The organism is Thiocystis minor (assembly GCF_016653465.1).
Lineage (GTDB): Bacteria > Pseudomonadota > Gammaproteobacteria > Chromatiales > Chromatiaceae > Chromatium > Chromatium minus.
The window spans coordinates 1-26,678 of the sequence record NZ_NHSQ01000080.1 but is presented as its reverse complement, the minus strand read 5'-3'; the positions used below and the strand labels follow the sequence as shown (position 1 = coordinate 26,678).

Below are 26,678 nucleotides of genomic sequence, written 5' to 3'. Positions count from 1 at the left end.
GTCAGCGAGGAATAGCCGACGCCAAAATCGTCCAGGGTGCAACTCACCCCGAGTTCGCGGCAATCCGCGACGATTTTGGAGAAGTGCGCCAGGTCTTGCATCGCGCTGGTTTCCAGGATCTCCAGCGAGAGGCTCGACGGCGTGACCCCTGGATGCGCCGCCAGGAGGGCGCCCAGACGCGCGACAAAATCCACCTGCTGTAACTGGCGCGCGCCAACATTGACGCTGACCGGAAGGTCGAGCCCGCTCGCCCGCCAGCGATCCATCTGCGTCAGTGCACTCTCGATGACCCACTCGCCGAGCGTGACCGCCAACGGATCATCCTCGATTACCGGCAGGAACGCTTGCGGGAGCAGGAGTCCGCGCTCCGGATGCTGCCAACGGATCAATGCCTCGGCACCGATAACCTCCCCGCTGCGCAGGTTGACCTTGGGCTGATAATAGAGCACGAATTCGCGCGCGCTCAGGGCTTGGCGAATGCGCTCCAGACTTTCATGCTTACTGCGGGCGCGATGGTCCTTCTCGACATCGAAGACATGGTAACGATTCTTGCCGGCCAGCTTGGCCTGATACATGGCCTGATCGGCCTGGCGCAGCAGTTGATCCGTGTCCACCTCGTCCGGCTGCGGATAGAAGGCGACACCGACGCTGGCCGAGAGTTGCACGACGAGATCGCCGAGAGGCACCGGCGTGGCCGCGGCGGCGAGCAATCGAATGAGTAGCGGCACACTGGCGTCGCTGTCTTCAAGATCAACCAGCAGGGCAACGAACTCGTCGCCACCCAGCCGGGCCAGGGTGTCGCCTTCGCGCAGGGTCAGCTTCATCCGGTGCGAGAGGGCGACCAACAACTGGTCGCCGGCATCATGTCCGTGGCGGTCATTGATCGCCTTGAACCCATCCAGATCGAGATACGCCAGTGCCAGGTGTTGTCTCCGTCGCTGGGTCTGCGCCATGGCTTGGTGCAGACGATCGGCCAGCAGCAGGCGGTTGGGCAGCATGGTCAGCGGGTCATAATGGGCGAGGTGTTCAAAGCGCCCCTGGCTGGCGTGCAATTCCGCCCTAATCTGCTTGTCGTGCGTGATGTCGACCGTCATGGCAAGAATGCAGACGTCGCCGTGCCTGACGAACGTGCTCAACTGCACCGATTCCCACCGCAAGGCGCCATCGGCGCGGCGGTAGCGCCATTCGAATTGCTGCGGGCCTTCCTGTAGCACCCTGGCGCCCCACTTCACCGCGTCGTCGATGGAATAGGGCGGTTCGAGCCACAGATCGTCGAAGTTGGCCTTGAGCGCTTCGAGCGAGTCGTATCCGTACTGCGCGCAGGCGGCTGGGTTGGCATCCAACAACTCGCCGGTGTCCAAGTCGTGGATCCGAATACTGAGTGGCGCGTTCATGAACATCGAGCGGAATTGCAGCTTGCTGTCCCGCTGGGCACGTTCGGCCGCGCGGCGTTCGGTCACGTCCTGAACGAATCCAAAGAGGCGCGTGACCCGCTGTTCCGTGTCGGTTTCCACTTGGCCAACGGCCATCAAGACCCGCTGCGCGCCGTCCTTGCGAATGGCGCGCAGTTCCAGCTCGTAGGGCGTGCCGTGAGCGAGGGCGGTCTGCACCGCATCACTGAGTCGTTGCATGTCTTCGGGGACATAGAGTTGCGCATGGTCCGCAAAGGATGGCGCCCCCTCGGCGGGGTCGCGCTGAAAGAGGCGGAACAACTCGTCCGACCAGGTCACGGTGTCCGTCGCGACATCCCATTCCCAGCTACCGATGTGCGCGATCGCCTCCGTATGCGCGAGCAAGGACTGACTGCGTTGCAGCGCCTCTTGCGCCAGCTTGAGATCGGTGATGTCCCGCCCGCTGGCCCGTGTCCCGAGCGGCGTCCCCTGGGCGTCGATAACGGGCTTCCAATCGACACTGAGCCAGCGTTTCACGCCATCCTTGCGCACATAGCGAAACTCGAAGTTCTCGCCACGACTGCCGCGCATGGCCTCCCGGAAGGTCTCGCCGAAGACCGGCCAATCTTCCTCCGCGATCAGCGCCGAGATCCAATCAGGCATCGCCAGAATCTCCTCTGGCGTATACCCGGTCATCGGTTCCACCGCTGGGTTGACCCAAAGGTAGTGGCCATCGGGTCCGAACCATGACTGCCAGTCCAGGGTGTCATCGAGGAGGATCTTAGAAGCTGAATAAATGGGATTGCTTTGTAAGACCATTTCAGCGCCATGATCAAGCCGATTCCCGATGGAAGCCAGATGAGTGTGATATTGGATGGCTGCAATGAAAATAGTTTCATACCTATGTTCGCCACAGTGTAATAGGTTAAGCCAAATGCGAGTAGTCCGAGCCAATCATTTCTTCTTGATATAGCCATCTAATATGATATCCAGTCATTTTTATTAGCTTTCTGCCACGATCCTGACTTACAAAATCATTTTAAGTCCTGGGGCTCAGTACAGTACAGAAACTCATAGGATTTAGCGGTCATGGCCAGGCACGGCTCATGTCACACATCACTTTAAAGGGTTGTCCGTCGAGCATGAAGCCCAACACACAGAGGAACTCGGCCCGGCATTCGGCCAATTTGGCCACCAGGCGCTGGAGCGCATCGAGTCCATAACGGAAGAAGCTGAATTGAGGCCGTTGCAAGGTTTTTTTTGGGGAATCGGCTGTTGTTCATGGCCCCAGAGACCGACCTGAACCGCCCACACGGCGGTGATCGTCAACAACGCGAGCAACCGCTCAACGCGCGCGGGCTGAGTCAGATGGGTGTCTTCGAGATGAAATCCATGGGTTTTCAAGGCAGCGAACAGCGTTTCAATGGTCCAGCGCACGGCGTATTCCGCCAGCGCCTGGTGGGCATAGGCGTCGCTCGCGATGAGCAACCACTCGCCATCCTCCAGGCGCTTAGCGCTGAGATAGAGCGCGTGCCCCCACAGCCGGCGGGGCTGGCGCAGCACCCGAGTCTGCTCCACGCGCAGATCCTCAGATAACGGCAGTGTCTGACATGCATGAAGACCCGCACCACCTGCTGGATACCAACATCCTGACACAAGAACCGTGGGCGTTTCAGTGTCAGGCTCAGTCATGCGACACCAGCCTGAAATGATCCACAAGTCCCCGCAATTCCGTCGAGAGTCGAGCAAGTTCATGCGCGGCGACGGACGATTCCTGCGAACCGCTCGCCGTTTGCTGAACCACGTCCGAAATCCGCTGAATGTTGCCGCTGATGCCGGTGGTGGTGGTGGTTTGCTGCTCGGTCGCCGTGGCGATCTGGTCGACCTGGTGGCTGACGGCTTCGATCTGTTCGAGAATCGTCCGCAGTGCGGCGTTCGACTGGTGGGCTTCGATGGCGCCCTGATCCACTTCGTTCACGCTTTCCGCCATGGAACGCACCGCAGCTTGCGTTTCCTGCTGAATCGTTTGGATCGTCTGGGCGATTTCCTGGGTCGCGCGCGTAGTTTGTTCAGCCAGCGAGCGCACGGCGTCGGCGACCACCGCAAAGCCACGCCCCTGTTCACCAGCGCGCGCCGCTTCGATGGCGGCATTGAGCGCCAGCAGGTTGGTCTGACGGGCGATCATCTCGATGGCGCCGACGATCTTGCCGATCTGATCGGAGCGGCTGCCCAATCCTTCGATGATTCGGGTCGAATCTTTGACCCGCTCGGCTGTCCGTCCCATGGCTTGGATGGCCTGCCCCACGATCACGGCACCCGCCGCAGCGGATTCCGTGGCCTGTCGGGCCTTCTCTGCGGCCGTCACGCAGTTGCGCGCGATCTCCTCGGAGGTGGCGGTCATTTCCTCACCGGCCGCGACGACCAGATCCAACTGTTCCACAACCTGATCGGTGCCGGCCGCAATCAGGCCAGAGGTTGACGAGAGCTGATCTGCTGCCGTCGCCAGATGATCGGCGGAACTCATGACTTCCCCGATGATCGTCTGCAGACTGTCTACCATGCGATTCATGTCGGTAGCGAGCCTGCCCAGCGCATCGTCGGAATCATGGGTGATGAGCGTATGCAGATGGCCGTCAGCGATCCGGTTGACGCCCTCGGCAAGCTGTCTGACCGCACGATTCAGGGAGCGGATCAAGGCGAGCGAAATCAGGATTCCGGCAGCAAAAACCGCGAGACCAATCAGCAGGCAGTTGAGCAGATGATGACGCAGGGTATGCGCGATGTTTGCCAGTGACACATCGGCACCGATGACATAGCCGGTGCTATCGGTCGAGGTTGCCGGCACGAAGATCGAGCGGAATTCGCCCCAATCGTCGCTGTATTGATCGTATTGCAGTTCGCCGCTGGCAAAGGTTTTCTTCAAGCCGTCGCTGGCATCCTCATAGGGGTCGAAGAGTTGATTGATCTTGCCCGTTTGTTGCTCTTCCTGGGTGTAACTCGATGCGGTGAAGAGAATGTCATCGCCGCGCTTGATCATGGTATAGAGATAATTGATTCCGGACTGTTCCGCCACCCGCGACAGGCTGCCCTGCAAGAACTCATAGTCTTCCGGCGTGATCGTCTCAGGATGAGCAATCCTGTCATGAAAAAGATCGCCGGCAAGCCTGACGCCTTGTGCGCTCGCCAGCAGCTTGTCGTCGATGCCCTGCATGATGATGCGTTTCTGTCCGTGGTAAATGTAAAGCGTGAACGCCACAGCGGTAATCAGATTCATGAGCATCATTGCCAGAAACAGCTTTGACGAGAGTCCCATGGATTTTTTTTGTTTATTGTTTTTCATAAACCGATTATTGAATGGTGGTCGAGACGGAGACAACGAATCACCTGGATCGGTCGAACGGCTCACCGTCTTGCGCATGGCGGCAATTTCCTGGGATGCTGTCTTCGTCCCGTCCTTGCCCGGCCCCCGGTTGTTATCGCACAGTACCACGTCATGGCGGACTCCCATCAGCATGCTTGAGTCCAAGGTAGCTTCCAAACCCATCATTCAGATGATGCGAAAAGACTACCCTTGACTGTTACTGGAGACAATGATCGCCCGATCTACCCCTGTTCGCAGAAGACTTACCCCGCTACTCAGGGCTTCAGAAAGTCCAAACTCATCAGCGCATCCGGCCACTGCTGGTAGATTGCGTCAGCATCGAACAGGGAGACATCCAGCCCACGCAGACCATGCTTAATCTGGGGGTGTAAGCCCAAACCCCAGAAAATTCCGTCAGCCCAGACTCAGCCCCGCCACGATTGCATCCAGGTCGATGAGTGACCCGGTGCCTCTGAACGTGTAGTGCCCGTTAAGATGGATGTGACGCCACGCTGTCGGGGAGATCTTCTTGATCATGGCCAGGGCCTTCGCGTTCCCGCTGGCCTCGTACTTGGTGAGCAGCCGCGACAGGATCCGGAGCGCGATCGAGGGACTGGACAGGGCGGTTTCCTGGTTTGGGGCCGATGTCCGCGCGGGCATCAATTCGCTGCCTTCGCCTTCCGCTCGAACACCTGCACCGCCGCTTGCTCCAGCACCACCACGGCCCCAGCATCCGAACCCGCCTGGGCACCGAGCTTGCCGGTCAGCGAGGCGATCCACGACGGCCAGTCGCGCGCGGCCTGTTCCAGCTTCTTCCAGACCTTCGGCGGCAGGGTGGCAACCACCAGCGCCGTGTCCGTCTGGATGCCGATCTTCATTCCGGCCTTGACCGGGAGGGGCTGAGGCAGTTGCGTAAACTTCACGGTGAGTTCGAGGCGACCGGTCACAATGTTCTCCGGGGTCAGTGGGGCGTCTTGGGGAAGGTCGGGCGTGGGTGCGGGCGTGGGTTCCTGCGGGCGCTCGGCGCGGATCTTGGGGATCGGCACGGCACCGGACAGCATGGCTTGTGCCAGCGCGGCTTGGTCCTCGGTGACTTCGCCCGCCGGCTGGCCGTCCAGGTCGATGCGGGGTGCGCCGGCCAGCATGGCGTTGAGGTAGGCGCGGCGCAAGCAATAGGCCGCGAGCGCGCGTTTCGTCTCCTTGCGGAGATAACCGGCGGCGGCGAGATCTTTGTGGATATGGAGCTTGAGCGGGCGCGGGTTGCTCGGATCAAAGCAGGCCGGGTAGCGCGCGGGCAAGTCGAGCGGTGGCGTGGGAGCGGCTGGCGGGTCGGGATTGGGGTCGGCCATGGTTTAACAGCTCTCTACAAGCGTCAGGCTGGATCTACGATGGGCAGCACGAGATTCACGAGCCGCCAGGTCACCCCGTCACGCTGTAACACGAATCGCGTTTCCTTGCCTTCGTCGTCGGGCACCCAGACGGAAAATTGGCTGAACGAGTCATAGGAATAGCGCGCGTTCTGCAATAAATCCTCTTCCTTGGGCGGCGGTCCGGTGTCCGCTTTCACCGTCTGCTTGACGAGGGATTCGGACGGTCGATCCCCTTCCATGACGTTCGCCAGTCCCGCCGGGGTCACGAAGGCATCGACGATGCCATCGACCATCGTGGTCGCCAAACCCGCCGCCAGTGCGCCCAGGGGATTGTCCTTCAATTCCCCGGCTGTGTTGTGCAGCAGGCGCGCGTTGATCTGATCCTTCAGATTCTGCCGCAAGGTCGGGAAATCGACCTTGGCCGCGAGCCGGTCCGTATCCTTTTCGGCAATGCCGGTCTTGATGTCGGCAATGGCGAGATACGGGCCTGCCGTCACTTAGCCAAGCGCGGCGAGCAACACGCTGCCGATGATCCATGCCAATTTTTTCATCTGGTGTATCTGCTCGCGTCGATTTTCTGTGTGCGGTATATTGACAGTCTCCGTGCAGTATCGCCAATCAGGAAAACCGTCTGCATGACCGTCCCCAAGATCACTACCGTGACGTTTCGCATCAAGCCAGGCATCAAGGACGCCTTGCGCCAGGCCGCCGAGCAGGAGCATCGCAGTCTGGCGAACATGCTGGAGGTGATGATTCGGGACTGGTGCGGGCGCGAAAAGATTGCGGTCAGTCAGCCAGCATCTGTGGAGCGGCGGACGTGATCGACTCCATCGACCACCTGGTTCTCCACTCGCCCTTCGAAGCCCTCCCGCGGCACTTCCGGTTTGCTACAACAACGGCATCACGGATCGGCTCGTCAATGGGCGGCGCCAATGCCTTTAGCGGTACCGGGAAAGGACGCGCAAGCTTGCGAAACCGACGTCCGGCAGACGCCTGCCGGATGATCGCCCCAGGAACAGGACACCGCCAGGAATGGCCGCGCACACCCACCCGGAGGACATTAAATGCCACAGGATTCCGCCACCCAGGCGCACCCGCCGCAGGTCGCCTGAGATGGGTCGCGCGCATGACGCAAGCCTGACCCGAGCCGCTGCCGAGCCGCTGCCCTTTCCCCCGCTCGCGCGTTTTCGTTTTCATCTGGAGGCGCAAGACAGTTCGCACTTAGACCCGCTTTTAAGGGGATTAAGACTCGAAACGCCCCTTGAGAACGTCATACTCACCTGGTTCGCACTGAGACCCGCTTTTAAGGGGATTAAGATTGGACAAGATGATCTCGCGCTCCTGGTTCCGCTACATCACCATCTGCCTGATAGTCCTGCTCCTCGGCGCCTGTCAAACCCTCGTCCGCGAGTCCGTGCCGGGCGAGTGGGTGGTAATCCCGCCAGGGAGCGCGCTGCGGTTGAACCAGCCGATCCAGATCCCGCCCGGACGCACCCGCGCCTTCTTCACCTCGGGCCGCTCGTCGGCCATCGACGCGAGTTGCACGATCGAGGTCAGGCGCCTCGACCCCGACAAGCGCCAGACCGTCCAGCCCGGGCGGTACGGGATCACGCGCGTTCAGGATTATGTGGCCCTGGTGTCCAGCGTGGATCGGCCTCCCGGCACGGACGGCCAGGTCCGGTTCCAGTTGGCAGGCCATGGCGACAGCGGGGGGGCGCCGATGGTCCGGTTCGGCTATCACTTCTGGCTCGATAACCGCCAGGATCCCAACCTGATGCGCCTGACCTGTCTTGGGCGACACGACGAGCCGGCTTCCACGCGCCCACCGACCCTGGTCGAAATCCAGGCGGTGTTAGGCGATCAGGCGACCCTGGAACTGGCCGGTGCGGCGGCGATGCCAGGATCCTGACCGACGGTCCAGTGGCGTTTTTATCGACCGGGCTGGTCTGAATGCGGCGCGTCGTTCCTTGACGGAGATCTCTCCGGTGGCCTGATGTGAATGCGGCTGGCACCGAATCGAGGGTATGCAAACATCAATCGGTCAGTAATTCCTCCAATCCCCTGCAACGGTTTCCATCCAGAGGCATTCGAGTGGAGCGAGAGGGCGTGGCCCCGGTTGCCGGGGACGCCGAATATGAGCGTGATCCCACCCGTGGACCCGCACCTGAAAGCGCCCCACGGCTGAGGCGACTCAAGGGAGCGGTTCCCGACGGCTCACCCTCGGTGCGCCGCCGGGCAAGGCGGTTCTCAGCCAGAACGCAATCCTCATGCCCGGCCGGTTCGGTATGTACGACGATCCGCCGGGCGTCCGGAATCTGTTCGGAGCCCCCCCGTTGCCAGCGGAGCAACCCGACGCGTCGACAATTTTGTCGACAACGGTCGCCTTTGTCGACGGCGCGCCCCAAGGATTTCTGCTAAGCGACTGATTTTAAATATAAAAGATCATGGCATGAGCGTTGCTTACTATAACTTTGACAGCACGTACTGCTCGTCACACGAAGTCTTCACTTGTCCGGGCAACGGATGCCCAATCCAAACAACTTAACCCGGATGTTTCATAAACCTCTGTGCAGGCCCAGAAACCGACGATCACAGTTGGGTTCCAGTGCGATGCAGACGGTATGAGGGGTTGCCGACGCGTGCAGCGCGGGCAGATTTGACCCTTGACGGTTGGAACAGGCCCGCCTGAGCGTCCCGGAAGGGTGGCGTTGCCATCAGACAGGCGCGAGCGATCCTGCCCGAACGGGCTGGATGGTCAAGGCAGGCGGTTGAGCGAAGGGGTCAGATGGTGAGCGGATCCGGCGGACGGGTCAGGAACACGATTTCGGTGACCCGGTGTAGCAGTGCCTTCACCGGGCAGTTCGACGGCAACTGCAACTTGACGCGATCTTTGTACTGCCGCACGCGCACGGCGATCTTGAACAGCTTCAAGATGACCGTCGCGGGTTGCGCCTGGGCCAATTCGGTGTGCACCAGCACGTTGGTCCGCAGTGCGTGGTGAAGGACATCGGCCCCGCAGGCGAAGAACAGGCGCAGGTGGTTGGCGAGGAAGCGGTGATCGGAGGTGCGATCGCTGGCCAGGTCGTTCTTGAGCGCCTTGATGAAATTTTCGTCCTGACCGCGCGTGCTGTAGAGGTCGCGGTAGAGACACTCGGGCGAGGGCAGATCGAGCGAGGTCACCACGAAGCGGGGATTGTCGTCGAAAGCCATCACCTCGGCCTTGAGGATGACGCGAAACGCCTGCGGCCAAGTCCCGGCCGCGTATTCCAGTTCATGGTAGGAGCGTGTACTGGTCGGCAGAGGCTGGTCGAGACGATGGGCATTCTCACCGCGCACCGCATGACGTTGACGGTTGATGTCCAGAAAGGGGGCGGCCAGCGGCGACAGGATCCGGTTGCCGGTGAGGCCGAAGAGGAAATCGGTTTGGCCATCGGCGAGGGCGAGGGCCATGAGTTCCGGGTTGGCGAAATGCCCGTCCCCGCGCAGGATCACGCGGGTTTCGGGCCAGGCCGCGCGCAGGCGCTGCAGCACGCGTTTGACGATCCTGGCGTTCTCGGCGCCGGTGGGACGCTTGCCGGGGCGCAGCGCGGCGGTGATGAACCGCCCCGAGAGTCCCTCGAAGAGAAACAGCGGCAGGGAACAGTGGCTCTGGTCGTCGTGATTGTAAAAGCCGAACTCCTGCTGGCCGTGGGTGGGATCCTCGGAATGGTCCAGGTCGATCACGATCACCTCGGGTGCCTCGGGGTAGCTGGCAATGAACGGATCGACGAAGGCTTGTGCCATCCGGTCGATGTCCTTGGTCGAGACGGCATTCTCCAGGCGCGAGAACGTCGGCCCACTGGCCAGGTCCATCGCCTCATCGAGGGGACGGCGCTCCAAGCCGAGCTTGAACAGCGGATCGCGGCGCAGCGCATTGGCGTCGTTGCCATCTTCGTCTCCGCAGCCGATCTGAAAGATCCGCTGGGCGATCAGGTCGCGCAGGGGATGGCGCTGGTCATCGAGCGTCTGGGCGAGTCGTTCGGTCAGGCCGATCTGCTGGTCGACGCCGCGCAAAATCAAGGGGCCGACGTCAGACGACATCGCCCCGCCGTCAACGTCGGCGCGCACGGTCAGGCCATCGACGGGAGGAAATCGCAACGGCTCTGGGGTAGACTGGGACATGGGCGACCTCGTTTAGCTTCTCCGAAGCGTTCTTGACGGAACACCAATTTCATCAATTGGTTAAACGAGTGTCGCCCATTTTTGTGAATAATTCGGGCTAGTTTCAAGACCCTCTGCGCAACATCAGTTTATAACTATGTCGACCTACTGAGATCCCAGAGAGCCAGATTATCGTCTCCGAGCAAACGGCTCACGAGACCTGCGTCCATCGCGTCCATCAGAACAAGAGATTCCTCGGGGCTCAGCGCATTCCCGGCATGGACTTGCGCCCAGAGTCGATCCCGGCATCAATCGATCCGGAGACCAGCGAGGTAATCGGCTGGGGTATCGTAATCGACGAGAATGGCGGGGTCCTCGACGTCGATTTCGATGGATCGATCAGGGTCGAATCGATGCAGGCACACGCGCAGCCCGCCCGGCTGATCCCAGTGGGTTCCGAACGGGACGGAATCGAGCGCGATCAGCGGAGGATGGCCCCGGCGGTGTTTGAAGACCGGATAGATCACGGGGGCCTGTTGTCGGCGCCATTGATCGAGCAGGGCGGCAAGACTTTTCGGACTGACCAGTGGGATATCCACCGGTTGCAGCAGCATCGCGACCTCATCGCGTCTGAGTTGTGCCACACCCGTCAGAATGGACGAGAGCATGCCGCGCTCGGGCTGGGGATTCTCGATCCAGCGCACGGGCAGATCGGGGTGCGCGGAGCGAATCCGCTCGGCATCATGTCCGATCACCACACGGATGTCGTCGATCCCGGCCAGGCGCATGCGCGCCACGTTCTGCTCGAGCGCGGTCAGGCCGTCAAACCGCAGCAACGCTTTCGGGCTCCCCATCCGGGAGGAACGCCCCGCGGCCAGAATGAGTCCGGCGACTGGATCAGGTGACACGGACGACCGGAGCGGCAATCGCTGATTCCTCGGCGTCACTCCTCGCCAACCGCGCCGACCGGATTCCGATCAGTTCCGCCAGGATGCTGATCGCGATCTCCGCCGGGGTTTCAGCACCGATCGCCAGACCGATGGGGCAATGCACCCGAGCCAGTTCCTCGGTCGCAAAGCCCTCCGTCTCTAATCGGCTGCGCATCCGTTCCCATTTGCGACGGCTGCCGATCATGCCGAGATAGCCGACCGGCCGCGTCCGGGCCTGGTGGAGCGCCTGCCGCAGGACGGCAAGATCACCGGCATGACCGTGCGTCAGGATGACTACATCGCTCTCCTGACCCAACTCGATTCCGGTCAGGGCCTGCTCATAGCCGTCCAGTTGGATCAAGCGATCCACTCGCGGAAATCGCGCGGAGGTGACGAACTCAGCGCGATCGTCCAGCACCCAAACCGCAAAATCGGTCTCTGCCGCGAGCCTCGCCAACCGCAGACCAATGTGCCCGGCGCCGAAGATCAACAGTCTCCGGGGCGTCAGAAGCGGTTCGACCAAAAACTCTCCGACCAATTCCCGCACACGGGTCGGTTGGCGGCGTCTGACGCGACCGATCAGGGTCGCGGCCAGCTCCGGGGCGAGCGCACCGACGCCCAGCGGGGCATCGTCTTTCCGCACGAGCCATTGACCGACCAGAGGCGTGAGACGGGTGATCAGCCAGCCTTGGAGGTTCGCTTCGGACGGTGCGGACAATGACCGATAAAGGCTCAACCAGCCGGGCTCGGCGGGATCGAGCGGATGGATGAGCACATCGGTCTCACCCCCACAGAGCATGTCCAAGTCGTCCGTTGCGACGCACCCTGTTTCGCTACCGAGGTCGATTGTCAGACACCGCGCCTGACCATCAGCAAGGGCCGCGCGCGCCATGTCGATGACCTGCGCCTCCATGGAGCCCCCGCCGAGGCTGCCCAGGGTGCTTCCGTCCGTGCGCACCAGCATTCGCGCCCCGGCATGACGAGGACTGGAGCCGCGCTGCGCCAGGATCATCGCGTTGGCGACTGGCTCGCGACGAACCAGGGAGGTCAGGATGGCTTGACAGAAACTGGATGAGAGCATGGAGCGAGTGGATGTCAGCGATGGACCATGTGCAGGATGAGAACCCGAGTCCAGGATAGTATGCGTCGTTTAGGGAGGACAGCCAATCGGTCCATCCGCGGCGACGCCGAGGACGCGGTTTTCATGATTGATCAATCCATGCCTATCCGGTTGGCACAGGTTGGCCGGGTTTTGCCGGAATCGGGTGCGCGCGCTTCCCTTCGTATAGTTCTCGGTATGTCGGCGCCTCTAACCGGGTGGCGATGTTCAGCACACTGTCGAATGCGACCATCGGCCAGAACCGGCGGTTGAATCGGAACACAAACTCATTGAGGTACGCCTGCAGGTGTTTCGGGCTGACTCCGTGGTGGCTGCCCAGCAACCAGGCATCGAGGTTCCCGAACACGATGTGGATCATCGGCAGATGGGCTTCGGTCTTCTCTTGGTCACCCTGGATGGACAGCGGGTCGTGGCGGTAGCCGAGCTTGGTGAGGTTGTCGTCACCGATCCATCCATCCGTGCGAACGACGGAATTTGGGGCCACCGCAGCGAGAGCGAACGCCTCCAACTCCTTTTGGCTGCGCCCCGACACGACTTGGAGGCGGAGCCGTCCAGCAATGATGCTGCGACCGTGGCCACCCCTGTGAGCGGTCTTTGCTTGCCCGGTGGGCAAGTTTGGGTCAGGTCCCGGCGCCTTCGCACGAGGGCGCACCTCCACCGCGCCGACGACCAGCGTCTTGTGGTGGCGTCCCCGTCCTTCACCTTGCGTGGCACCACCCACCCATGTTTCGTCCAACTCGACAGGCCATTCCCCGCCGATTCCGTCTCGCTCCGGGCGAACCATTGCAACACGCAGCTTGTGCAGCATTTGAAAGGCGGTCTCGTCGCGTCCGAGACCAAGTTGCTTTTGAAATTGCAGAGCACGCATCCCTGGGGTTTGTGTCGTGACAAGGTAGGCCGCCCAGAACCAGACGTGCAGCGGCTGTCGTGAGCCGTGCATGATGGTGCCAGCGGTGAGGCTTGTCTGGTAGCCGCAGTGACTGCATTCGAGTACGCGGGGGCGGGACAGAAGCCGCCACGGTTCACCGGGAAGACGGCATGCCATGCATTCGAAACCTTCCGGCCAGCGGATATGCTCCAGGTGGCGGGCGCAGGCCATCTCGTCGGGGAAAAACTGCTGAAACTCCAGAAGGGTCTTGGGGTAGTCGTGCACGAGTCAGATTGTGCCACGAAGTCTCAACCTGTTCCAAGCGGATAGGCATGGATCAATCGACGTTGATGGTCGCTATCAGGCGGTTTATAATCTACCGCGACTCATCATGAGGGCAGCGGCCGATCTGGTTGACGGCGGAGTCTGACCGAACGGCGAACGGCGAACGGCGATCGACGCTCGCTTCGGCCTTGGAGTCCGATTCATGCTGCGGTTCTGTTTCGATGTCAGGCGACGCCTTTCGTCTCGTTCGTGCGCTGATCTTTGGCTATCGCAAGGAGCGGCGACGCGCCAGCGAACTCTTTGGTGACGAGGTGCGGATCAGAACATCAACAGCCAGGGCTTCAACTCGGCGATGCTGGCACGCCGCTCACTCGACGCGCTGGAGTCCTATGTGGCAATGGCACTGGTCTTCGGGGTGCAGGCGGTCGGACCGCTGATCGCCGCGCTGGGAGATGACGCATGAGTGAGCAGACCGACACCGCGCTGCCCCAAGCCGGGGCATCCACGCCGCGCGCCGCGCAAATCGCCGCGATCGCACGCGCCTATGCGCCGCTGGAGCCTAGTCAGTCCTATACAGCGGACCCGTTTCGACCGGAGGATGCCCCCGGCATCGCCCGCCTTTTTTACGGCGCCTACGGGGATCGCTTCCCGATCGACTATGTCTACGATCCACAAGCGATCGTCGCGCTCAATACCGGCCCGGATCTCTACCATGTCGTGGGACGCACGCCGCGCGGGGATATCGTCGCCGTCTGCGGCCTCTATCGCAACCCGCCTGGAACAGGGATCATGGAGTCGGGCTCCACCATCGTTGATCCAAATTATTCCGCCGGTAAGCTCCTGTTACGGATGCAGGAGATGGTCAATAGGGATCTGCCACGCACACTGGGCCTTAACGCCCTATTCGGACAGTCTGTGTGCGATCACCTGGTGACCCAGAAGCTATGCGTTCGTTTCGCCGCTCGGCCCTATGCCCTGGAGCTCGGCGCCCTGGCACCACGGCCGGAAGAACGAGACTATGGCTCCCGGGAGCGCGTGTCCCTGCTCGACGCGGTCCAAGTGTTCGAGGATATCCCCCATGCGGTCCATCTCCCCGCGATCTATCGGGACTGCTTGGAGCCGCTCTATGCGCGTCACGGTCTGCAACGGACCATCCTGCCCGATTGTGAGCCATCTCGGGACGTCACCGAGGCCGCGATTGCACGCTACCCCGACTCCGGCATGATCAAGATGACCGTCGTTCGGCTCGGTCGCGATGTCCCCGAGCGCATCCAGCATCTGACCGAGGACGATTCGGCCCCACAGGTTTTGCACCTAGTCCTGCCACTCACCGAGCCTGGCGTTGCCGAGGCCGTAGCCGCGGCCCGTGCCCAGGGATTCTTCCTCGGCGGGCTGCTCCCGTTGTGGAACGATCGCGACATGCTGCTGATGCAGCGGCTGGCTTGCCCATTCGATCCCGCGCGGATCAAGCTGCTGACGGATGACGCCAAGGCCCTGCTCGATGCCATCCTGGCGGATCGCGAGCAGGTGCGCGCGCGCCTGGCCGGAGCCTGACGCCATGCCCAAACCCACGCTCAACGCCGCCTGCTCACTCTTGGAGCAGCGCGCGACCGACGATGCCGAGGCGATCCTCTATCGGTGCGAGGAGCGAAGCCTCAGCGTCGGCTGGCTGCATCAGCGGGTGGGCCAGTTCGCCGACCTCTATCGCGATCGCGGCATGGCCGCGGGCGAGCGCCTGCTGATCGCCCGGCCGGATGAACCCGAGACCATCGCGGCCTTTCTCGGCGCGATGCTGCAAGGTCTCGTCCCGGTGCTGCTCGATCCACTGGCGTCGCTCGCGGCCGCCCGCTTCATCCTCGACGACTGCGACGCGACCTTGGTGCTGGCCGGCGCCGAGAACGCCTGGGCCATCGCTGCCCAAGAGGCCCACCGACACTGGATCGATCCCGCTGCGGCGGATTTCGCGAACAGTCTCGACGCACTGAGCCCGCGCTGGCACCCCCACCCGGTCACCGACGCGGCCCCGGCCTTTCTGCTCTATACCTCCGGCAGCACCGGACGGCCCAAGGGGGTGATCCACCGGCACTCGGACTTGCGGCAGACGGCTGACACCTATGCCCGCCAGGTGCTCGGGCTGCAACCGGGCGATCGGCTGCTCTCGGCCAGCAAGCTCTTCTTTGCCTTCGGGTTGGGCAACAGCCTGTCCTTCCCCCTGGTCACGGGCGCACAGGCCATCCTGAATCCCGCCGTCTCGACACCGGCACGGATTCTGGCACTGATCGAACATTATCGGCCGAGCCACCTGTTCGCCGTGCCCAGCCTCTTCGCGCGGCTGCTGCAGGCACTGCCCGAGCCCGGCGTGCTGCCCGGACTGCGACTCTGTGTCTCGGCGGGCGAGGCCCTGCCGGCCAGCCTGCTTGAGCAATGGCGGGCCTGGACCGGGCTCGCGATCTGCGACGGACTCGGTTCCACCGAGGCGCTGCACATCTTCATCTCCAACTGGCCCGATCAGGTCCGCCCCGGCTGCGCCGGACGCACGGTACCGGGTTACGAGACGCGCCTGATCGACGCTCAGGGCGCGCCGGTCGCGGATGGGGAGGTCGGCCACCTGGAGGTGCGTGGTCCCAGTCTGACCCCCGGTTACTGGAACCGCCCCGAACAGACCGCGCGCCTGCTGCGCGGCGAGGGGTGGCTGGCGACAGGCGATCTGGCCATCGCCGAGGATGGCTGGATCACCCACCTGGGCCGCGCCGACGATCTGTTCAAGTCGGGCGGACACTGGGTGGTCCCCGGGCAGGTGGAGGAGGCGCTGCGCGAACATCCGGGCGTGGCCGACTGCGCCGTGGTGGGCGTTCAGGTGCTCGGCCTCGTGCGCCCCAAGGCCTTCGTGATCCCAGTGGGCCAGCCAGCGCCGACCCTTGCCGATTTGCGCGACCATCTGCGCGCGCGCCTGCCGGAGCACCTCTGTCCGGTCGACTTCGAGTTTCGCGCGGATCTGCCGCGCACCGACACCGGGAAGCTGCAACGCTTCCAGTTGCGCGACCCGGTCGCCCCACCGCCTGCGGCATCGTCCGATGCCACAGACCATTAGCCCAGCCTCTGGGCATCTACCCACAGGAGTCAGCGCATGGCAATCCAAACGTCCGATATCACCGAGGTGATGCGTGAAGTCGGCATCGCCCCCGACCTGATCGACCGGCTCGATCCGTCCGCGTCCCTGGCGGAGCAGGGGCTCGACTCGATCGACTTTCCGATGATCGCCATGGCGGTCCAAAAACGCTATGGCGTCGACATGAGCGATGCCAACGCCGCCGTCCTGCGCTCGGTCGACGCCTTCGTCGACTTCGTCAATCAGCGCCTCGGCTGACCCTGAAGGGCCGAGCGCGAACGATTCTCACCCATCCAGTTGCACCGGAGCAGACCCATGAGCAGTCGTCAGGCTCGATCGATCGCGCCCGGACAAACCTTCGTGGTGGATCGATTCCAGCCTGGCGATGCCGAGGGGCTCGTGGATCTGGTGCGCGCGGTCTATGGGCCGGATTACCCCATCGATCTCTACTACGACCCCGAACGGCTGCGCGCGGAGAACGCTAGCGGACGGCTCTATTCGGTCGTCGCCCGCGCGCCGAGCGGCGACATCCTCGCCCATGGCGCGCTCTATCGCAGCAGCCCGCCGTTCGCGGGTCTGCTGGAAGTCGGTCAGTATCTGGTGCTGCCCGCCTATCGGGAGAGCTTCGCGGCCTTCCAGATCAATCAATTCATCGCCGGTCCGCTGCTCGACCAGGTGCGGCCGGCGGCCATCTTCGGGGAGGCGGTCTGCCATCATCTCGCGACCCAAAAGGTGACCCGGCTGATCGGTTGCCGCGACTTCGCCCTGGAGGCCGGGCTCATGCCGGCCTCCACCTATGAGCGCGAAGGGTCGGGCGCGCAGCGCGGGAGCTGTCTGCTCGCGGTGCGCTGTGACCAGGATCGGGCGCGTGTCCTGCATCTGCCCGAGGATCTGCGGCCCTTCATCGCCCGACTGCTCGATGGCGCCGGTCTTGAGCGGCAACTCCTGCTCGCGCACGCCCGGGTGCCCGTGGGAGCGGTCAGCGAACTGCGTGTCGAGCACTTTCCTCATGCCCAGGTGAGCCGAGCCGCGCTGTTAGGCACCGGGGCGGACATCGAGGTGCGTCTGGGGGAGTGGCTCGCGGATTGCGCCGCGCGCGGGACCAGGGTCGAGCAGATCTTCGTCAACCTCGCCGAGCCCTGGGTCGAGCGGGCGCTCGGGCCGCTCGGCGAGCTGGGTTTCTTCTGCTGTGGTCTCGCGCCGCGTTGGCTCGACGAGGATGCGCTGCTGCTGGAGCGTCTGCACGAGCCGCTGGATTTCGAGGCCATCCAGGTCTACAGCGCGGAGGCCAAATTCCTGCGCGACCAGGTCCACGAGCAGTGGCTGCGGCTCACGCCGCTTGCCGCCGATGACGGCTGAACTCATCGCCCGGCTGCGCGCCGACAGCGAAGATCAGGAACTGGGCACGGTACGCCGCTGGCAGGCGCTGCATCCTGGCGCGCCCCTGGTCGGTTATCTGCCGGGCCATGTGCCCCGCGAGTTGATCTATGCCGCCGGTGGACTCGCGGTCGGTCTCTGGGGCGCCTGGCCCGGTCTGGAGATCATTCAGGGCGACGCCTGCTTTCAATCCTATATCTGCCACTTGCCCAGAAGCCTGGTGGAGATGGCGCAGCGGGGGCTGTTCGCCGATTTCGCCGGATTGATCGTCCCCTCGAGCTGCGACGTGCTGCGTAATCTCTCCGGCATCTGGAAACTGGAGGGGCCGCGGCCCTGGTGTTTCTATCTCGACTTACCCCAGAATTTCGATACCGAGATCGGCGGGGTCTTTCTGCGCGCCGAGCTGCTGCGCCTGGCGACCCGCCTGCTGGGGCACGCGCCCGAGGAGCCCGACCTGGAGCGGGTGCGGGCGGCCATCGTGCTCACCAACCGCCAGCAGGATCGGCTGCGGTGCTTGCGGCGGTGGCGCCGCGACGAGCCCCAGCGCGTCCCGATCGACGACTATCTGTGGCTGATCCGCGGCGCACTCTTCCTGCATCCCACTGAGCACATCGCGCTGTTGGAAACCTATCTGGAGACCATCGCCCAGGGCGCCGGACCGCCCTGGCGTGATTCGGCGCGGGTACTGCTGGAGGGCGCCTTCTGCGAGCAGCCGCCGGCGGGCCTGCTCAAGACCATTGAGCAGGCGGGCTGCGCCATCGTCGAGGAGGACCTGCTGCTCGGGCTAAACTGGCTCGAAGCGCCGCTGCGCGAGGATGGCGATCCGCTCGACAGCCTGGTCGAGGGATATCTGCGGCGGACCCGAACGGTGCCATTCAAGTATCAGGACGCGCGAGCCCGGCGCGGCACTGGTGCGACGGGTTCGCGAGGCGCGGGCCGAAGGCGTGATCCTTGCCGCCCCCTCGTTCTGCGATCCGGCCCTGCTCGAGCGCCCCAGCCTGAGCGAGGCGCTGCGGCGGGCCGGGATTCCCTATACACCATCCCCAATTACTCCGAGCAGTCGTATCAGCCACTGGCGGTGCGTGAACTGGTTGGCACTTTCAGCGACGCCATCCGCCTTTGGTCGCAGGAGGAATGAGGTGACTGCGGTCTCGGGTCTGAAGAGCGCCTCGCGCGAGCGTCGCAACCAGATGCTCGGTGACTATCTCGATCGGCTTGAAGGGGCCGCGGCCTCCGGTCGCAAGGTCGTCTATACCTTCGTCCCCGGCAATCTCATCGAGATCCTGCTCGCCTTCGGCATACTCCCGATCTATCCCGAGATCCTGGCCCTGCAGGCGGGGATCCGGGGCGAGTCGGCCCGCTTGATCGAGCAGGCCGAAACCGGCGGCTACGACGACGTCTGTTCCTACGTGGGGGTGTAAGCCCAAACCCCAGAAAATTCCGCCGGTCCCAAAAATGGCCAATTTGAATGGCCAAATCGCTAATGGCTAAATGACATCGTCCCTGGTCATTCTTGGCCAGGTAGTCCAAGCTGGGCAACTTGCGTATACCCATCTTGGCCGTCTTCCGTGAAAATCGCTCGCCTCTACCTCCGCGTCAGCACCGACGAACAGGATCTTTCCCGTCAGGCCGATATTGAGCACAGCACACGTGCTGGCGGCTACTACGTCGCCGGCATCTACCGCGAGAAGGCGTCCGGTGCTCGCGCTGACCGGCCCGAGCTGCTACGGATGATCGCCGATCTGCAACCGGGCGAGGTGGTGGTTGCCGAGAAAATCGATCGCATCAGCCGACTGCCGTTGGCCGAAGCGGAAAAACTGGTCGCTTCCATTCGGGCCAAGGGCGCTCGGTTGGCCGTACCAGGCCTGGTCGATCTCTCCGACTGGGCAGACGAGGCCGATGGCGTCGCCAAGATCGTGCTGATGTCGGTCCAGGAACTGCTGCTGAAGCTGGCCCTACAAATGGCCCGGGACGACGACGAGACACGGCGCGAGCGACAGCGCCAAGGTGTCCAGCTCGCGAAGGCGGCCGGCAAGTACACCGGTCGCAAGACCGACACCGCGACCCATCAACGCATCGTTGCCCTGCGCCGCGCCGGCCAGACCATCGAGCGCACGGCCGAGTTGGCCGGATGCAGCGTCAGCCAGGTCAAGCGGATCTGGGCACGGCACCGGGCCAAGTCCTGATGCCGCCGCTCGTGCAGGCGTCCTGCGCCATCCTCTCGAAATAGAGGGGACAGCGATGGCAACGAAGAACAAGTCACTGACCGTCCTATCGGACGCCGAGCAATTTGCCCTCTACGGCCTACCGGATTTTGACGAAGAACAGCGTCTGGAATTTCTGTCCCTATCAGAAGCGCAACTGGCCCTGGCCTGCTCCCGTGGCGGTCTGCACGCGCAGGTCTACTGTGTTCTGCAGATCGGCTATTTCAAGGCCAAGCAGGCCTTCTTCCGCTTCATCTGGGACGAGGTGCAGGCGGATTGTGCCTTCGTCCTGGCGCGTTATTTCAGCGACCGCGTCTTCGAGCCGCAGGCCATCACCAAGCATGAGCATTACACACAGCGCGCGATAACCGCGGAGCTGCTCGACTATCGGCTCTGGTCGGCCGCATTCCTTCCGCAACTCGAGCAGCAGCTCATCCAGATCGTTCGTTGCGATGTCACGCTCGGCTTCATCGTCGCCGAGCTGGTCGCCTATTTCAACGAGCGCAGAATCGTCCGTCCCGGCTACACGACCTTGCAGACAGTGATCAGTGAGGCGTTGTCCGCTGAACGCCGCCGTTTGAGCGAACAGCTCGCCGAGGGACTCGACGCGGCGGCCAAGGAGGCGCTGGCCCAACTCTTGGTAAGCGACGACACGCTCTCGGAGTTGGCCGCCCTGAAGCAGGATGCCAAGGACTTCGGTTGGCGACAGATGGCCCGCGAGCGGGACAAGCGTGCCAGGCTGGAGCCGTTGTACCGGATCGCCAAGACGCTCCTGCCCAAGCTCGCGATCTCACAGCAGAATCTGCTCTATTATGCGAGCCTGGCAAACTTCTATACGGTCTACGACCTGCGCCGCTTCAAGCCGGAGCAGACCCACCTGTACCTGCTCTGCTACGTCTGGCAACGCTACCGTCAGCTCACCGACAATCTCGTCGCCGCGCTGGGTTACCACACCCAGCAGTTCGAGGACGAGACCAAAGCTCTGGCCAACAAGCAGGTTCTCGCAGAACAGATACGCCGTCAGCAGGAAACCCCGCAGGTCGGGCGCTGACTGTTGCTCTATGTCGACGAGTCGGTCGACGACGCCACGCCCTTCGGCGACGTCCGCCAGCGGGCGTTCAAAATCATGCCCAAGGAGACCCTACAGATCACCGGCCAGCACCTCAGCGTGAAGCCGGCAAGCCAGCTGGCCCTGCGTTGGGAGGTTGTCGACACCCTGGCCGCACGCATTCGCCGGCATCTGCGCCCGCTCTACAGCGCGCTGGAGTTTCGCGGGATCGTGGCGGACAACCCGTGGCTCGAGGCACTCGCTTGGGTCAACGAGGTGTTCGCCAAACAGCAACGCCTGTCGCAGCGCCCGCTCGCTGAATGCCCGAAGGCGACGCTGCCGAAGCGTTTACGATCGTTTCTGCTGACGTTCGATGCCGACGAGGAACCCACCATGCCTATCCGGTTGCCTCCCACAGGCAGCCGGCCTACTCTGTGCAGATGCCAGCCGATCTGCCGCCGGATTTGACGGCGCCGAAGTCCCTTCCCGACTTCCAGCGCATTTTCCCGAACGAAGCGGCCTGTCTCGACTACCTGTACGCGCGCCGCTTTCCCCACGGCTTCGAGTGCCCTCGCTGCGGCGGCACTGGAGAGCCGTTTCGCTTTCGCAATCGCTCTGGGGTTGTCCGCTGCCGGGTCTGTCGGCGTGACACAAGCTTGACCGCGAACACCGTCATCCACCGGAGCAAGGTTTCCATCTCCACTTGGTTTTGGGGCGCCTATTTTGTGACGCATGGTCCTCCCGGAATGAGCGCTCTCCAGTTCCAGAAGTGGCTGTGTGCGCCTGTCTCGCGATGAGACGGCCTTCCAAATGCTCCACAAGCGGCGCGCGGCGATGGTGCGCCCCGACCGAGACGTGATCGGCAGTCAGTACCCCGTCGAGGTGGACGAGACGCTCGTTGGCGGCGCGACGCAGGGTGAGGGGAAAGGCGTCCACCACAAGACGCTGGTCATCGGCGCCGTTGAAGTTCATCCACGTCAAGCCATTCCGTTCGCGGGCGAGGATCCGAACTTGATCAGAGGGCAGGCGGGCGAGGAAGCGAAAGGCGCGGCGCGAAAGGGCAGACGCCGGAAGGCAGAGCCGAAGTCCGCCAAAGAGGGGCATGGCCGGAGTGTCGTCGCGGGACGACTCAGGCTTCAGGTCGTCGCCAACCGGAAGCAGGAAACGCTGGTCCCGTTTGTTCTGGCGACCGTGCAACCCGGGGCGATGGTGCGGACTGATGGTTGGAGTGGGTACGATCCACTCGAGGCCGCCGGGTATCTCCACGACCGTGTTGCCGTTCGTGGGGACCACGCCATCACGGACGCGCACCTCCCGATGATCCACGTTGTTTTCGGCAACCTGGATGCCTGGCTTCTCGGCACGCATCATGGGGTCAGCTCCAAACATCTTCAGGCTTACCTCAACGAATTCGTCTTCCGGTTCAATCGTCGGTTCTGGCCGATGGCTGCGTTCGACGCGGTGCTAAAAATTGGAATGCAGAATGCCGGGCCGACCTATGCCGGAATCTACCAAGGCACCTGGGTACACCCAACCAGTTCGGCACCGCCGCTGGAGACGTAGTGGGAGGCAACCGGATAGGCATGGAACCCACCGGCTTACATGCCGATCGATACGAGTTCTGGCTGTACCGCCAGATCAGAAAACGCCTCAAGTCAGGCGAGCTCTATCTGGACGACAGCCTGCAGCACCGCAGCCTCACCGACGAGCTCGTTTCCCTTGAGGAAAAGGCGGACGTGCTCAGCAAAATGGATATCCCCTGGCTGCGCAAACCGATCCACACCCAGCTCGATACCCTGACGAGCGAGCTACACACGCAATGGCTGGCGTTTAATCGCGAGCTGAGCCAAGGAAAGCTCAAGCATCTTGACTATGAGCGTAATGGGATGGTCCGCCCCGCTCCTCCAACGAGCCCGAAGCGGGCACAATGAGCGATGTCATGAAACACATCGTCAACCGAGGTAGCGGAGCAGACCAATGAGCGAGTTTAGCAAAGAGCCTGTCGTCACGGTGGGAATCGATCTGGCCAAGCGCAGCTTTCACGCGTATGGGATGGACGCGATAGGGAAAGCGGTGTTCAGCAAGAAACTGACGCGCGACCGGCTGAGCCCCTTCATCGCGAACCTGCCGCCCTGCACGGTGGCGATGGAGGCGTGCGGTAGTGCGCATCATTGGGCACGGCGGTTTCGCACCTTCGGCCATGAGATCCGCCTGATCGCGCCGCAATTCGTCAAGCCGTTCGTCAAGTCGAACAAGAACGACGCGGCCGACGCCGAGGCGATCTGCGAGGCGGCGCAGCGCCCCAACATGCGCCTGGTCGCGGTGAAGACGGTCGAGCAGCAAGACGTGCAGGCGATCCACCGGATGCGCAGCCTGGTGGTGGAGCGGCGCACGGCCCAGGTCAATCAGGTGCGCGGTCTGCTGTTGGAGTACGGCATCGAGATCCCGCAGGGGCGTGCGGCGCTGATGCGACATCTGCCGGAGATCCTGGAGGATGGCGAGAACGGTCTCAGTGCGCGTTTCCGCGCGGAACTGAACGAACTGGCCGAGGAACTGCGCCACCTCGACACCCGGGTTGCCCACTATGACGAGCAGATCCAGGCGATCGCCCAGAGCAATCAGACGGCCCAGCGGCTGATGACGATCCCGGGCATCGGCGCGACGGTAGCGACCGCCTTGCTGGCTGCGGTGGGCGAGGATCCCCGGGTGTTTGGCAACGGCCGCGGCCTGGCCGCCTGGCTGGGGTTAGTGCCACGCCAGCATTCCACCGGAGGGCGTGAGCGACTGCTGGGGATCAGCAAGCGCGGGGATGTCTATGTGCGTCAGCTGCTGATCCACGGCGCGCGTTCGGTGATGCGCTGGGTTGAGCGCAAGGAGGATGCCACCAGCCGCTGGGCGGCGGCGCTGAAGACGCGCCGGCATCGCAACGTCGCCAGCGTGGCGATGGCCAACAAGATCGCCCGGATCGCCTATGCCGTGATGACGACCGAAAAATCCTACGATCCGGCGATCGGGGCGGTCGTCAAGGGGTGAACCACGCGCGGCGTTGAACGCCAGCACGACCGGATCACGATCAATCAACCGGCGCCCGACAGGTCGTCACCACCGAGTACCGATCACCACGAGTTGCGAAGAGTGAACATCACTGTGATGGCATGAAAGGCACGTCCTGCCTTCCCGAAAACCTGATACTCCCACCAGCCAGCATTGCTGAGACTGAGAGCGTGATGAGGATGGGAAGGCCCGCGGATTCCATCAGGGCACGAGGGTCGGCGACGACACCTCAAACGATGCCGGATATATGGCTGCAACGTCTCCTTCTGTCAGAAACAGCGGTTTCCCTCTTGCATCGCGGGGCGGACCATATATGGGACCAAGACGCTAACCTGGCGTCGACCGAAGGCCAACCAGGAGGCTGCGCGACAGGACAACTTCTACGAACAACTGGCGTTCTGCGACGTGGCTGACGTGTTCCGTTTCGTCAACGACCAATGCCAGTTCCTGTCGGCGCTGACGCCGCTGCAGCCGCGCTACGCCAAGCAGGTCGCCGATGCCGACAGCCTGATGGCCGCCATCATTGCCCAGGCGATGAATCACGGCAATTTCGTGATCGCAAAGACGAGCGACATTCCCTATCACGTCCTGGAGGAGACCTCCCAGCAGTACCTGCGCCAGACCTCGCTGCAGGCGGCCAACGACCGGATCAGCGACGCCATCGCCGAGTTACCGAATTTTCCGCACTACGCGTTCGACCTGGGCGCGCTCTACGGCGCGGTCGACGGGCAGAAGTTCGGCGTCGAGCGCCCGACGGTCAAGGCACGTCACTCGCGGAAATACTTCGGTCGCGGCAAGGGCGTTGTCGCCTACACCCTGCTGTGCAACCATGTGCCGCTGCAGAGCTGGCTCATCGGTGCACACGAGTTCGAGGCCCACCATGTGTTCGATATCTGGTACCGCAACACCTCCGAGATTGTGCCGAGCATGATCACCGGCGACATGCACAGCATCAACAAGGCGAACTTCGCCATCCTGCACTGGTTCGGGCCGAGCTTCGAACCGCGGTTCACCGACCTGAAGAAACAGCTGAAAGCGCTTTACTGCGCCGATGACCCGTCGCGGTACGAGAAATTCCTGATCGCTCCCGTCGGCCAGATCGACCTGCAGGCGATCATGGACGAGAAAGCCAACATCGATCCGATCGTCGCGACGCTGGGCCTCAAGGAAATGACACCGAGCACACTGATCCGCAAGCTCTGCACCTACACCGCCCCGAACCCGACGCGGCGGGCCATCTTCGAGTTCGACAAACTGATTCGCAGCCTCTACACCTTGCGGTACCTGCGCGATCCGCAGTTACAGCGCAATGTGCACCGCTCGCAGAATCGCATCGAGTCCTATCACCAGCTGCGCTCGACGATCGCCCAGGTCGGCGGCAAGAAGGAGCTGACTGGTCGGACCGATATCCAGATCGAGATCAGCAACCAATGCGCGCGGCTGATCGCCAACGCCATCATCTACTACAACTCCGCGATCCTGTCGCGGCTGCTCACCAAGTACGAGGCCAGCGGGAACGCGAAGGCCCTGGCCATGATCAAGAAGATCTCCCCGACAGCGTGGCGTCACATCCATCTTAACGGGCACTACACGTTCCGAGGCACCGGGTCACTCATCGACCTGGATGCAATCGTGGCGGGGCTGAGTCTGGGCTGACGGAATTTTCTGGGGTTTGGGCTTACACCCCCGTGTTCATCGTCGACCTTGTCATCCTTGTCCGCGTTCGCCATCGAGCTACGGAAGCTTTTGATCGCGCCACCGAGATCGGAACCGATATTTTTCAATCGCTTGGTGCCAAACAGCAACAGAACGATGACCAGGATAATTAAGAGCTGCCAGATACTGATGCCGCCGAGTCCCATGGGTTTCTCCGTCTCGCCACAACCGTGGACGAATGAATGTAAGGGTGGACTGTCGCGGGCGGATGGTCCGCGTCAGTCTTATAAGGATTGCCGCCAACCCATGACAGGTCGCTTGACGAGGCGCCAGATCATAACCGAACCGACTGCTGTCCGGAAGCGATGCACGGATGTTTGGAGTGGCCTACCCGGTGAAAAAGATCGGCAGGCAGGCGACCGCCACGGCGATCATGATCGGCAGATCGAAGCTCAACATGCCCGCCGAGACCGGCAGAGCCGTCGGCGCGACCAGCGCGGAGATGCCGAGGACGCCTAACAGAGGCGTTGGTGCATAAACCTGCCGAAAGCGTCTAATCTAGCGGTGGTTTCAGCGAAGAGCATCCCCAGACATGTCATCGACCGTTCCCGACAGTGGCGTAGACGTCTCTCCCAAGAAAGCGAAATACCGCGTCACCAACTGGTCGGAGTATGACCGGGCACTGGTGGCCCGCGGGGACATCACCTTCTGGTTCGATCAGGAAGCGATCACCCAGCGCTGGACGCCGGCGCCAACGGGCAAACGC

The 26,678-nt window shown here is 62.8% G+C and carries 20 protein-coding genes and 5 pseudogenes; 14 read left to right on the top strand and 11 right to left on the bottom strand.

The window, feature by feature from the left end; translation table 11 throughout:
• The 6 genes and pseudogenes from CCR95_RS11155 to CCR95_RS11125 form a co-directional block, all read right to left on the bottom strand.
• A partial coding sequence (locus CCR95_RS11155) for a sensor domain-containing protein (RefSeq protein WP_242523185.1) occupies window positions 1-2,087 on the bottom strand: 2,087 nt, incomplete at its 3' end.
• Window positions 2,088-2,507: 420 nt separating this feature from the next.
• Window positions 2,508-3,083, bottom strand: a complete 576-nt coding sequence (locus CCR95_RS11150; protein ID WP_201094325.1) for a transposase — start codon at window positions 3,081-3,083, stop codon at window positions 2,508-2,510.
• On the bottom strand, window positions 3,076-4,665 hold the full coding sequence (locus tag CCR95_RS11145) for a methyl-accepting chemotaxis protein (protein WP_242523184.1): 1,590 nt from the start codon (window positions 4,663-4,665) through the stop codon (window positions 3,076-3,078). The genes CCR95_RS11150 and CCR95_RS11145 overlap by 8 nt, the downstream gene beginning before the upstream one ends.
• Window positions 4,666-5,166: 501 nt before the next feature.
• Window positions 5,167-5,346: pseudogene (locus CCR95_RS11135) on the bottom strand (Tn3 family transposase); the annotation flags it as partial.
• Between the two features lie 65 nt (window positions 5,347-5,411).
• Window positions 5,412-6,101, bottom strand: a complete 690-nt coding sequence (locus tag CCR95_RS11130; protein WP_201094323.1) for a ProQ/FINO family protein — start codon at window positions 6,099-6,101, stop codon at window positions 5,412-5,414.
• 23 nt (window positions 6,102-6,124) lie between these two features.
• The gene (locus tag CCR95_RS11125) at window positions 6,125-6,619 is read right to left on the bottom strand and encodes a DUF2939 domain-containing protein (protein ID WP_201094322.1); all 495 of its coding nucleotides are present in this window, start codon (window positions 6,617-6,619) and stop codon (window positions 6,125-6,127) included.
• A 138-nt stretch (window positions 6,620-6,757) separates the two neighbouring features.
• Between CCR95_RS11125 and CCR95_RS11120 the strand changes: the two genes are divergently transcribed.
• The gene (locus tag CCR95_RS11120; RefSeq protein WP_201094321.1) at window positions 6,758-6,943 is read left to right on the top strand and encodes a type II toxin-antitoxin system antitoxin; all 186 of its coding nucleotides are present in this window, start codon (window positions 6,758-6,760) and stop codon (window positions 6,941-6,943) included.
• 506 nt (window positions 6,944-7,449) lie between these two features.
• Window positions 7,450-8,031, top strand: a complete 582-nt coding sequence (locus CCR95_RS11115; RefSeq protein ID WP_201094319.1) for a hypothetical protein — start codon at window positions 7,450-7,452, stop codon at window positions 8,029-8,031.
• Window positions 8,032-8,903: 872 nt separating this feature from the next.
• Here the strand turns inward: CCR95_RS11115 and CCR95_RS11110 are convergent.
• The 4 genes from CCR95_RS11110 to CCR95_RS11095 all read right to left on the bottom strand — a co-directional run bounded on the left by CCR95_RS11110 (window position 8,904) and on the right by CCR95_RS11095 (window position 13,464).
• Entirely contained in the window at window positions 8,904-10,283 is a 1,380-nt protein-coding gene (locus CCR95_RS11110; RefSeq protein ID WP_201094317.1) for an IS1380 family transposase, read from the bottom strand.
• A gap of 287 nt (window positions 10,284-10,570) precedes the next feature.
• Window positions 10,571-11,170, bottom strand: coding sequence for an NTP transferase domain-containing protein (locus tag CCR95_RS11105; protein ID WP_201094315.1), 600 nt, complete (start codon window positions 11,168-11,170; stop codon window positions 10,571-10,573).
• Window positions 11,160-12,272, bottom strand: a complete 1,113-nt coding sequence (locus CCR95_RS11100; RefSeq protein WP_201094313.1) for an XdhC family protein — start codon at window positions 12,270-12,272, stop codon at window positions 11,160-11,162. The genes CCR95_RS11105 and CCR95_RS11100 overlap by 11 nt, the downstream gene beginning before the upstream one ends.
• Before the next feature lie 142 nt (window positions 12,273-12,414).
• Complete coding sequence (locus tag CCR95_RS11095) at window positions 12,415-13,464, bottom strand: IS1595 family transposase (protein ID WP_201094311.1); 1,050 nt, start codon at window positions 13,462-13,464, stop codon at window positions 12,415-12,417.
• Between the two features lie 459 nt (window positions 13,465-13,923).
• On the opposite strand from CCR95_RS11095, the gene CCR95_RS11090 reads away from it, so the two are divergent.
• The 12 genes and pseudogenes from CCR95_RS11090 to CCR95_RS11035 form a co-directional block, all read left to right on the top strand.
• A complete protein-coding gene (locus CCR95_RS11090; RefSeq protein WP_201094309.1) occupies window positions 13,924-15,018 on the top strand; it encodes a hypothetical protein in 1,095 nt (364 codons plus the stop codon).
• 4 nt (window positions 15,019-15,022) lie between these two features.
• On the top strand, window positions 15,023-16,555 hold the full coding sequence (locus tag CCR95_RS11085; protein WP_201094307.1) for a benzoate-CoA ligase family protein: 1,533 nt from the start codon (window positions 15,023-15,025) through the stop codon (window positions 16,553-16,555).
• Window positions 16,556-16,591: 36 nt separating this feature from the next.
• A complete protein-coding gene (locus CCR95_RS11080) occupies window positions 16,592-16,831 on the top strand; it encodes an acyl carrier protein (protein WP_201094306.1) in 240 nt (79 codons plus the stop codon).
• Window positions 16,832-16,888: 57 nt separating this feature from the next.
• Window positions 16,889-17,932, top strand: coding sequence for a hypothetical protein (locus CCR95_RS11075; protein ID WP_201094305.1), 1,044 nt, complete (start codon window positions 16,889-16,891; stop codon window positions 17,930-17,932).
• On the top strand, window positions 17,922-19,088 hold the full coding sequence (locus CCR95_RS11070; RefSeq protein WP_201094304.1) for a 2-hydroxyacyl-CoA dehydratase: 1,167 nt from the start codon (window positions 17,922-17,924) through the stop codon (window positions 19,086-19,088). The genes CCR95_RS11075 and CCR95_RS11070 overlap by 11 nt, the downstream gene beginning before the upstream one ends.
• 1 nt (window position 19,089) lies before the next feature.
• The gene (locus CCR95_RS11065; protein WP_201094303.1) at window positions 19,090-19,371 is read left to right on the top strand and encodes a hypothetical protein; all 282 of its coding nucleotides are present in this window, start codon (window positions 19,090-19,092) and stop codon (window positions 19,369-19,371) included.
• A 147-nt stretch (window positions 19,372-19,518) separates the two neighbouring features.
• A complete protein-coding gene (locus tag CCR95_RS11060) occupies window positions 19,519-20,136 on the top strand; it encodes a recombinase family protein (RefSeq protein WP_201094302.1) in 618 nt (205 codons plus the stop codon).
• Window positions 20,137-20,191: 55 nt separating this feature from the next.
• A pseudogene (locus tag CCR95_RS11055) lies at window positions 20,192-21,595 on the top strand (DUF4158 domain-containing protein); the annotation flags it as partial.
• 47 nt (window positions 21,596-21,642) lie between these two features.
• Window positions 21,643-22,765, top strand: a pseudogene (locus CCR95_RS11050) (IS1595 family transposase).
• A 23-nt stretch (window positions 22,766-22,788) separates the two neighbouring features.
• Window positions 22,789-23,085: pseudogene (locus tag CCR95_RS11045) on the top strand (hypothetical protein); the annotation flags it as partial.
• 94 nt (window positions 23,086-23,179) lie between these two features.
• A complete protein-coding gene (locus CCR95_RS11040) occupies window positions 23,180-24,235 on the top strand; it encodes an IS110 family RNA-guided transposase (protein ID WP_201094300.1) in 1,056 nt (351 codons plus the stop codon).
• Window positions 24,236-24,577: 342 nt separating this feature from the next.
• Window positions 24,578-25,912, top strand: a pseudogene (locus CCR95_RS11035) (Tn3 family transposase); the annotation flags it as partial.
• Here the strand turns inward: CCR95_RS11035 and tatA are convergent.
• On the bottom strand, window positions 25,843-26,118 hold the full coding sequence (gene tatA / locus CCR95_RS25270; protein WP_242523183.1) for a twin-arginine translocase TatA/TatE family subunit: 276 nt from the start codon (window positions 26,116-26,118) through the stop codon (window positions 25,843-25,845). The pseudogene CCR95_RS11035 and the gene tatA sit on opposite strands and share 70 nt — an antisense overlap.
• Between the last annotated feature and the right edge of the window lie 560 nt (window positions 26,119-26,678).

What these genes read in the sequence shown, in the direction of transcription:
- CCR95_RS11150 (WP_201094325.1), bottom strand. Translation starts at nt 3,083, where the DNA reads ATGACTGAGCCTGACACTGAAACGCCCACGGTTCTTGTGTCAGGATGT.
- CCR95_RS11145 (WP_242523184.1), bottom strand. Translation starts at nt 4,665, where the DNA reads ATGAATCTGATTACCGCTGTGGCGTTCACGCTTTACATTTACCACGGA.
- CCR95_RS11130 (WP_201094323.1), bottom strand. Translation starts at nt 6,101, where the DNA reads ATGGCCGACCCCAATCCCGACCCGCCAGCCGCTCCCACGCCACCGCTC.
- CCR95_RS11120 (WP_201094321.1), top strand. Translation starts at nt 6,758, where the DNA reads ATGACCGTCCCCAAGATCACTACCGTGACGTTTCGCATCAAGCCAGGC.
- CCR95_RS11115 (WP_201094319.1), top strand. Translation starts at nt 7,450, where the DNA reads ATGATCTCGCGCTCCTGGTTCCGCTACATCACCATCTGCCTGATAGTC.
- CCR95_RS11110 (WP_201094317.1), bottom strand. Translation starts at nt 10,283, where the DNA reads ATGTCCCAGTCTACCCCAGAGCCGTTGCGATTTCCTCCCGTCGATGGC.
- CCR95_RS11100 (WP_201094313.1), bottom strand. Translation starts at nt 12,272, where the DNA reads ATGCTCTCATCCAGTTTCTGTCAAGCCATCCTGACCTCCCTGGTTCGT.
- CCR95_RS11090 (WP_201094309.1), top strand. Translation starts at nt 13,924, where the DNA reads ATGAGTGAGCAGACCGACACCGCGCTGCCCCAAGCCGGGGCATCCACG.
- CCR95_RS11085 (WP_201094307.1), top strand. Translation starts at nt 15,023, where the DNA reads ATGCCCAAACCCACGCTCAACGCCGCCTGCTCACTCTTGGAGCAGCGC.
- CCR95_RS11080 (WP_201094306.1), top strand. Translation starts at nt 16,592, where the DNA reads ATGGCAATCCAAACGTCCGATATCACCGAGGTGATGCGTGAAGTCGGC.
- CCR95_RS11075 (WP_201094305.1), top strand. Translation starts at nt 16,889, where the DNA reads ATGAGCAGTCGTCAGGCTCGATCGATCGCGCCCGGACAAACCTTCGTG.
- CCR95_RS11070 (WP_201094304.1), top strand. Translation starts at nt 17,922, where the DNA reads ATGACGGCTGAACTCATCGCCCGGCTGCGCGCCGACAGCGAAGATCAG.
- CCR95_RS11040 (WP_201094300.1), top strand. Translation starts at nt 23,180, where the DNA reads ATGAGCGAGTTTAGCAAAGAGCCTGTCGTCACGGTGGGAATCGATCTG.
- tatA (WP_242523183.1), bottom strand. Translation starts at nt 26,118, where the DNA reads ATGGGACTCGGCGGCATCAGTATCTGGCAGCTCTTAATTATCCTGGTC.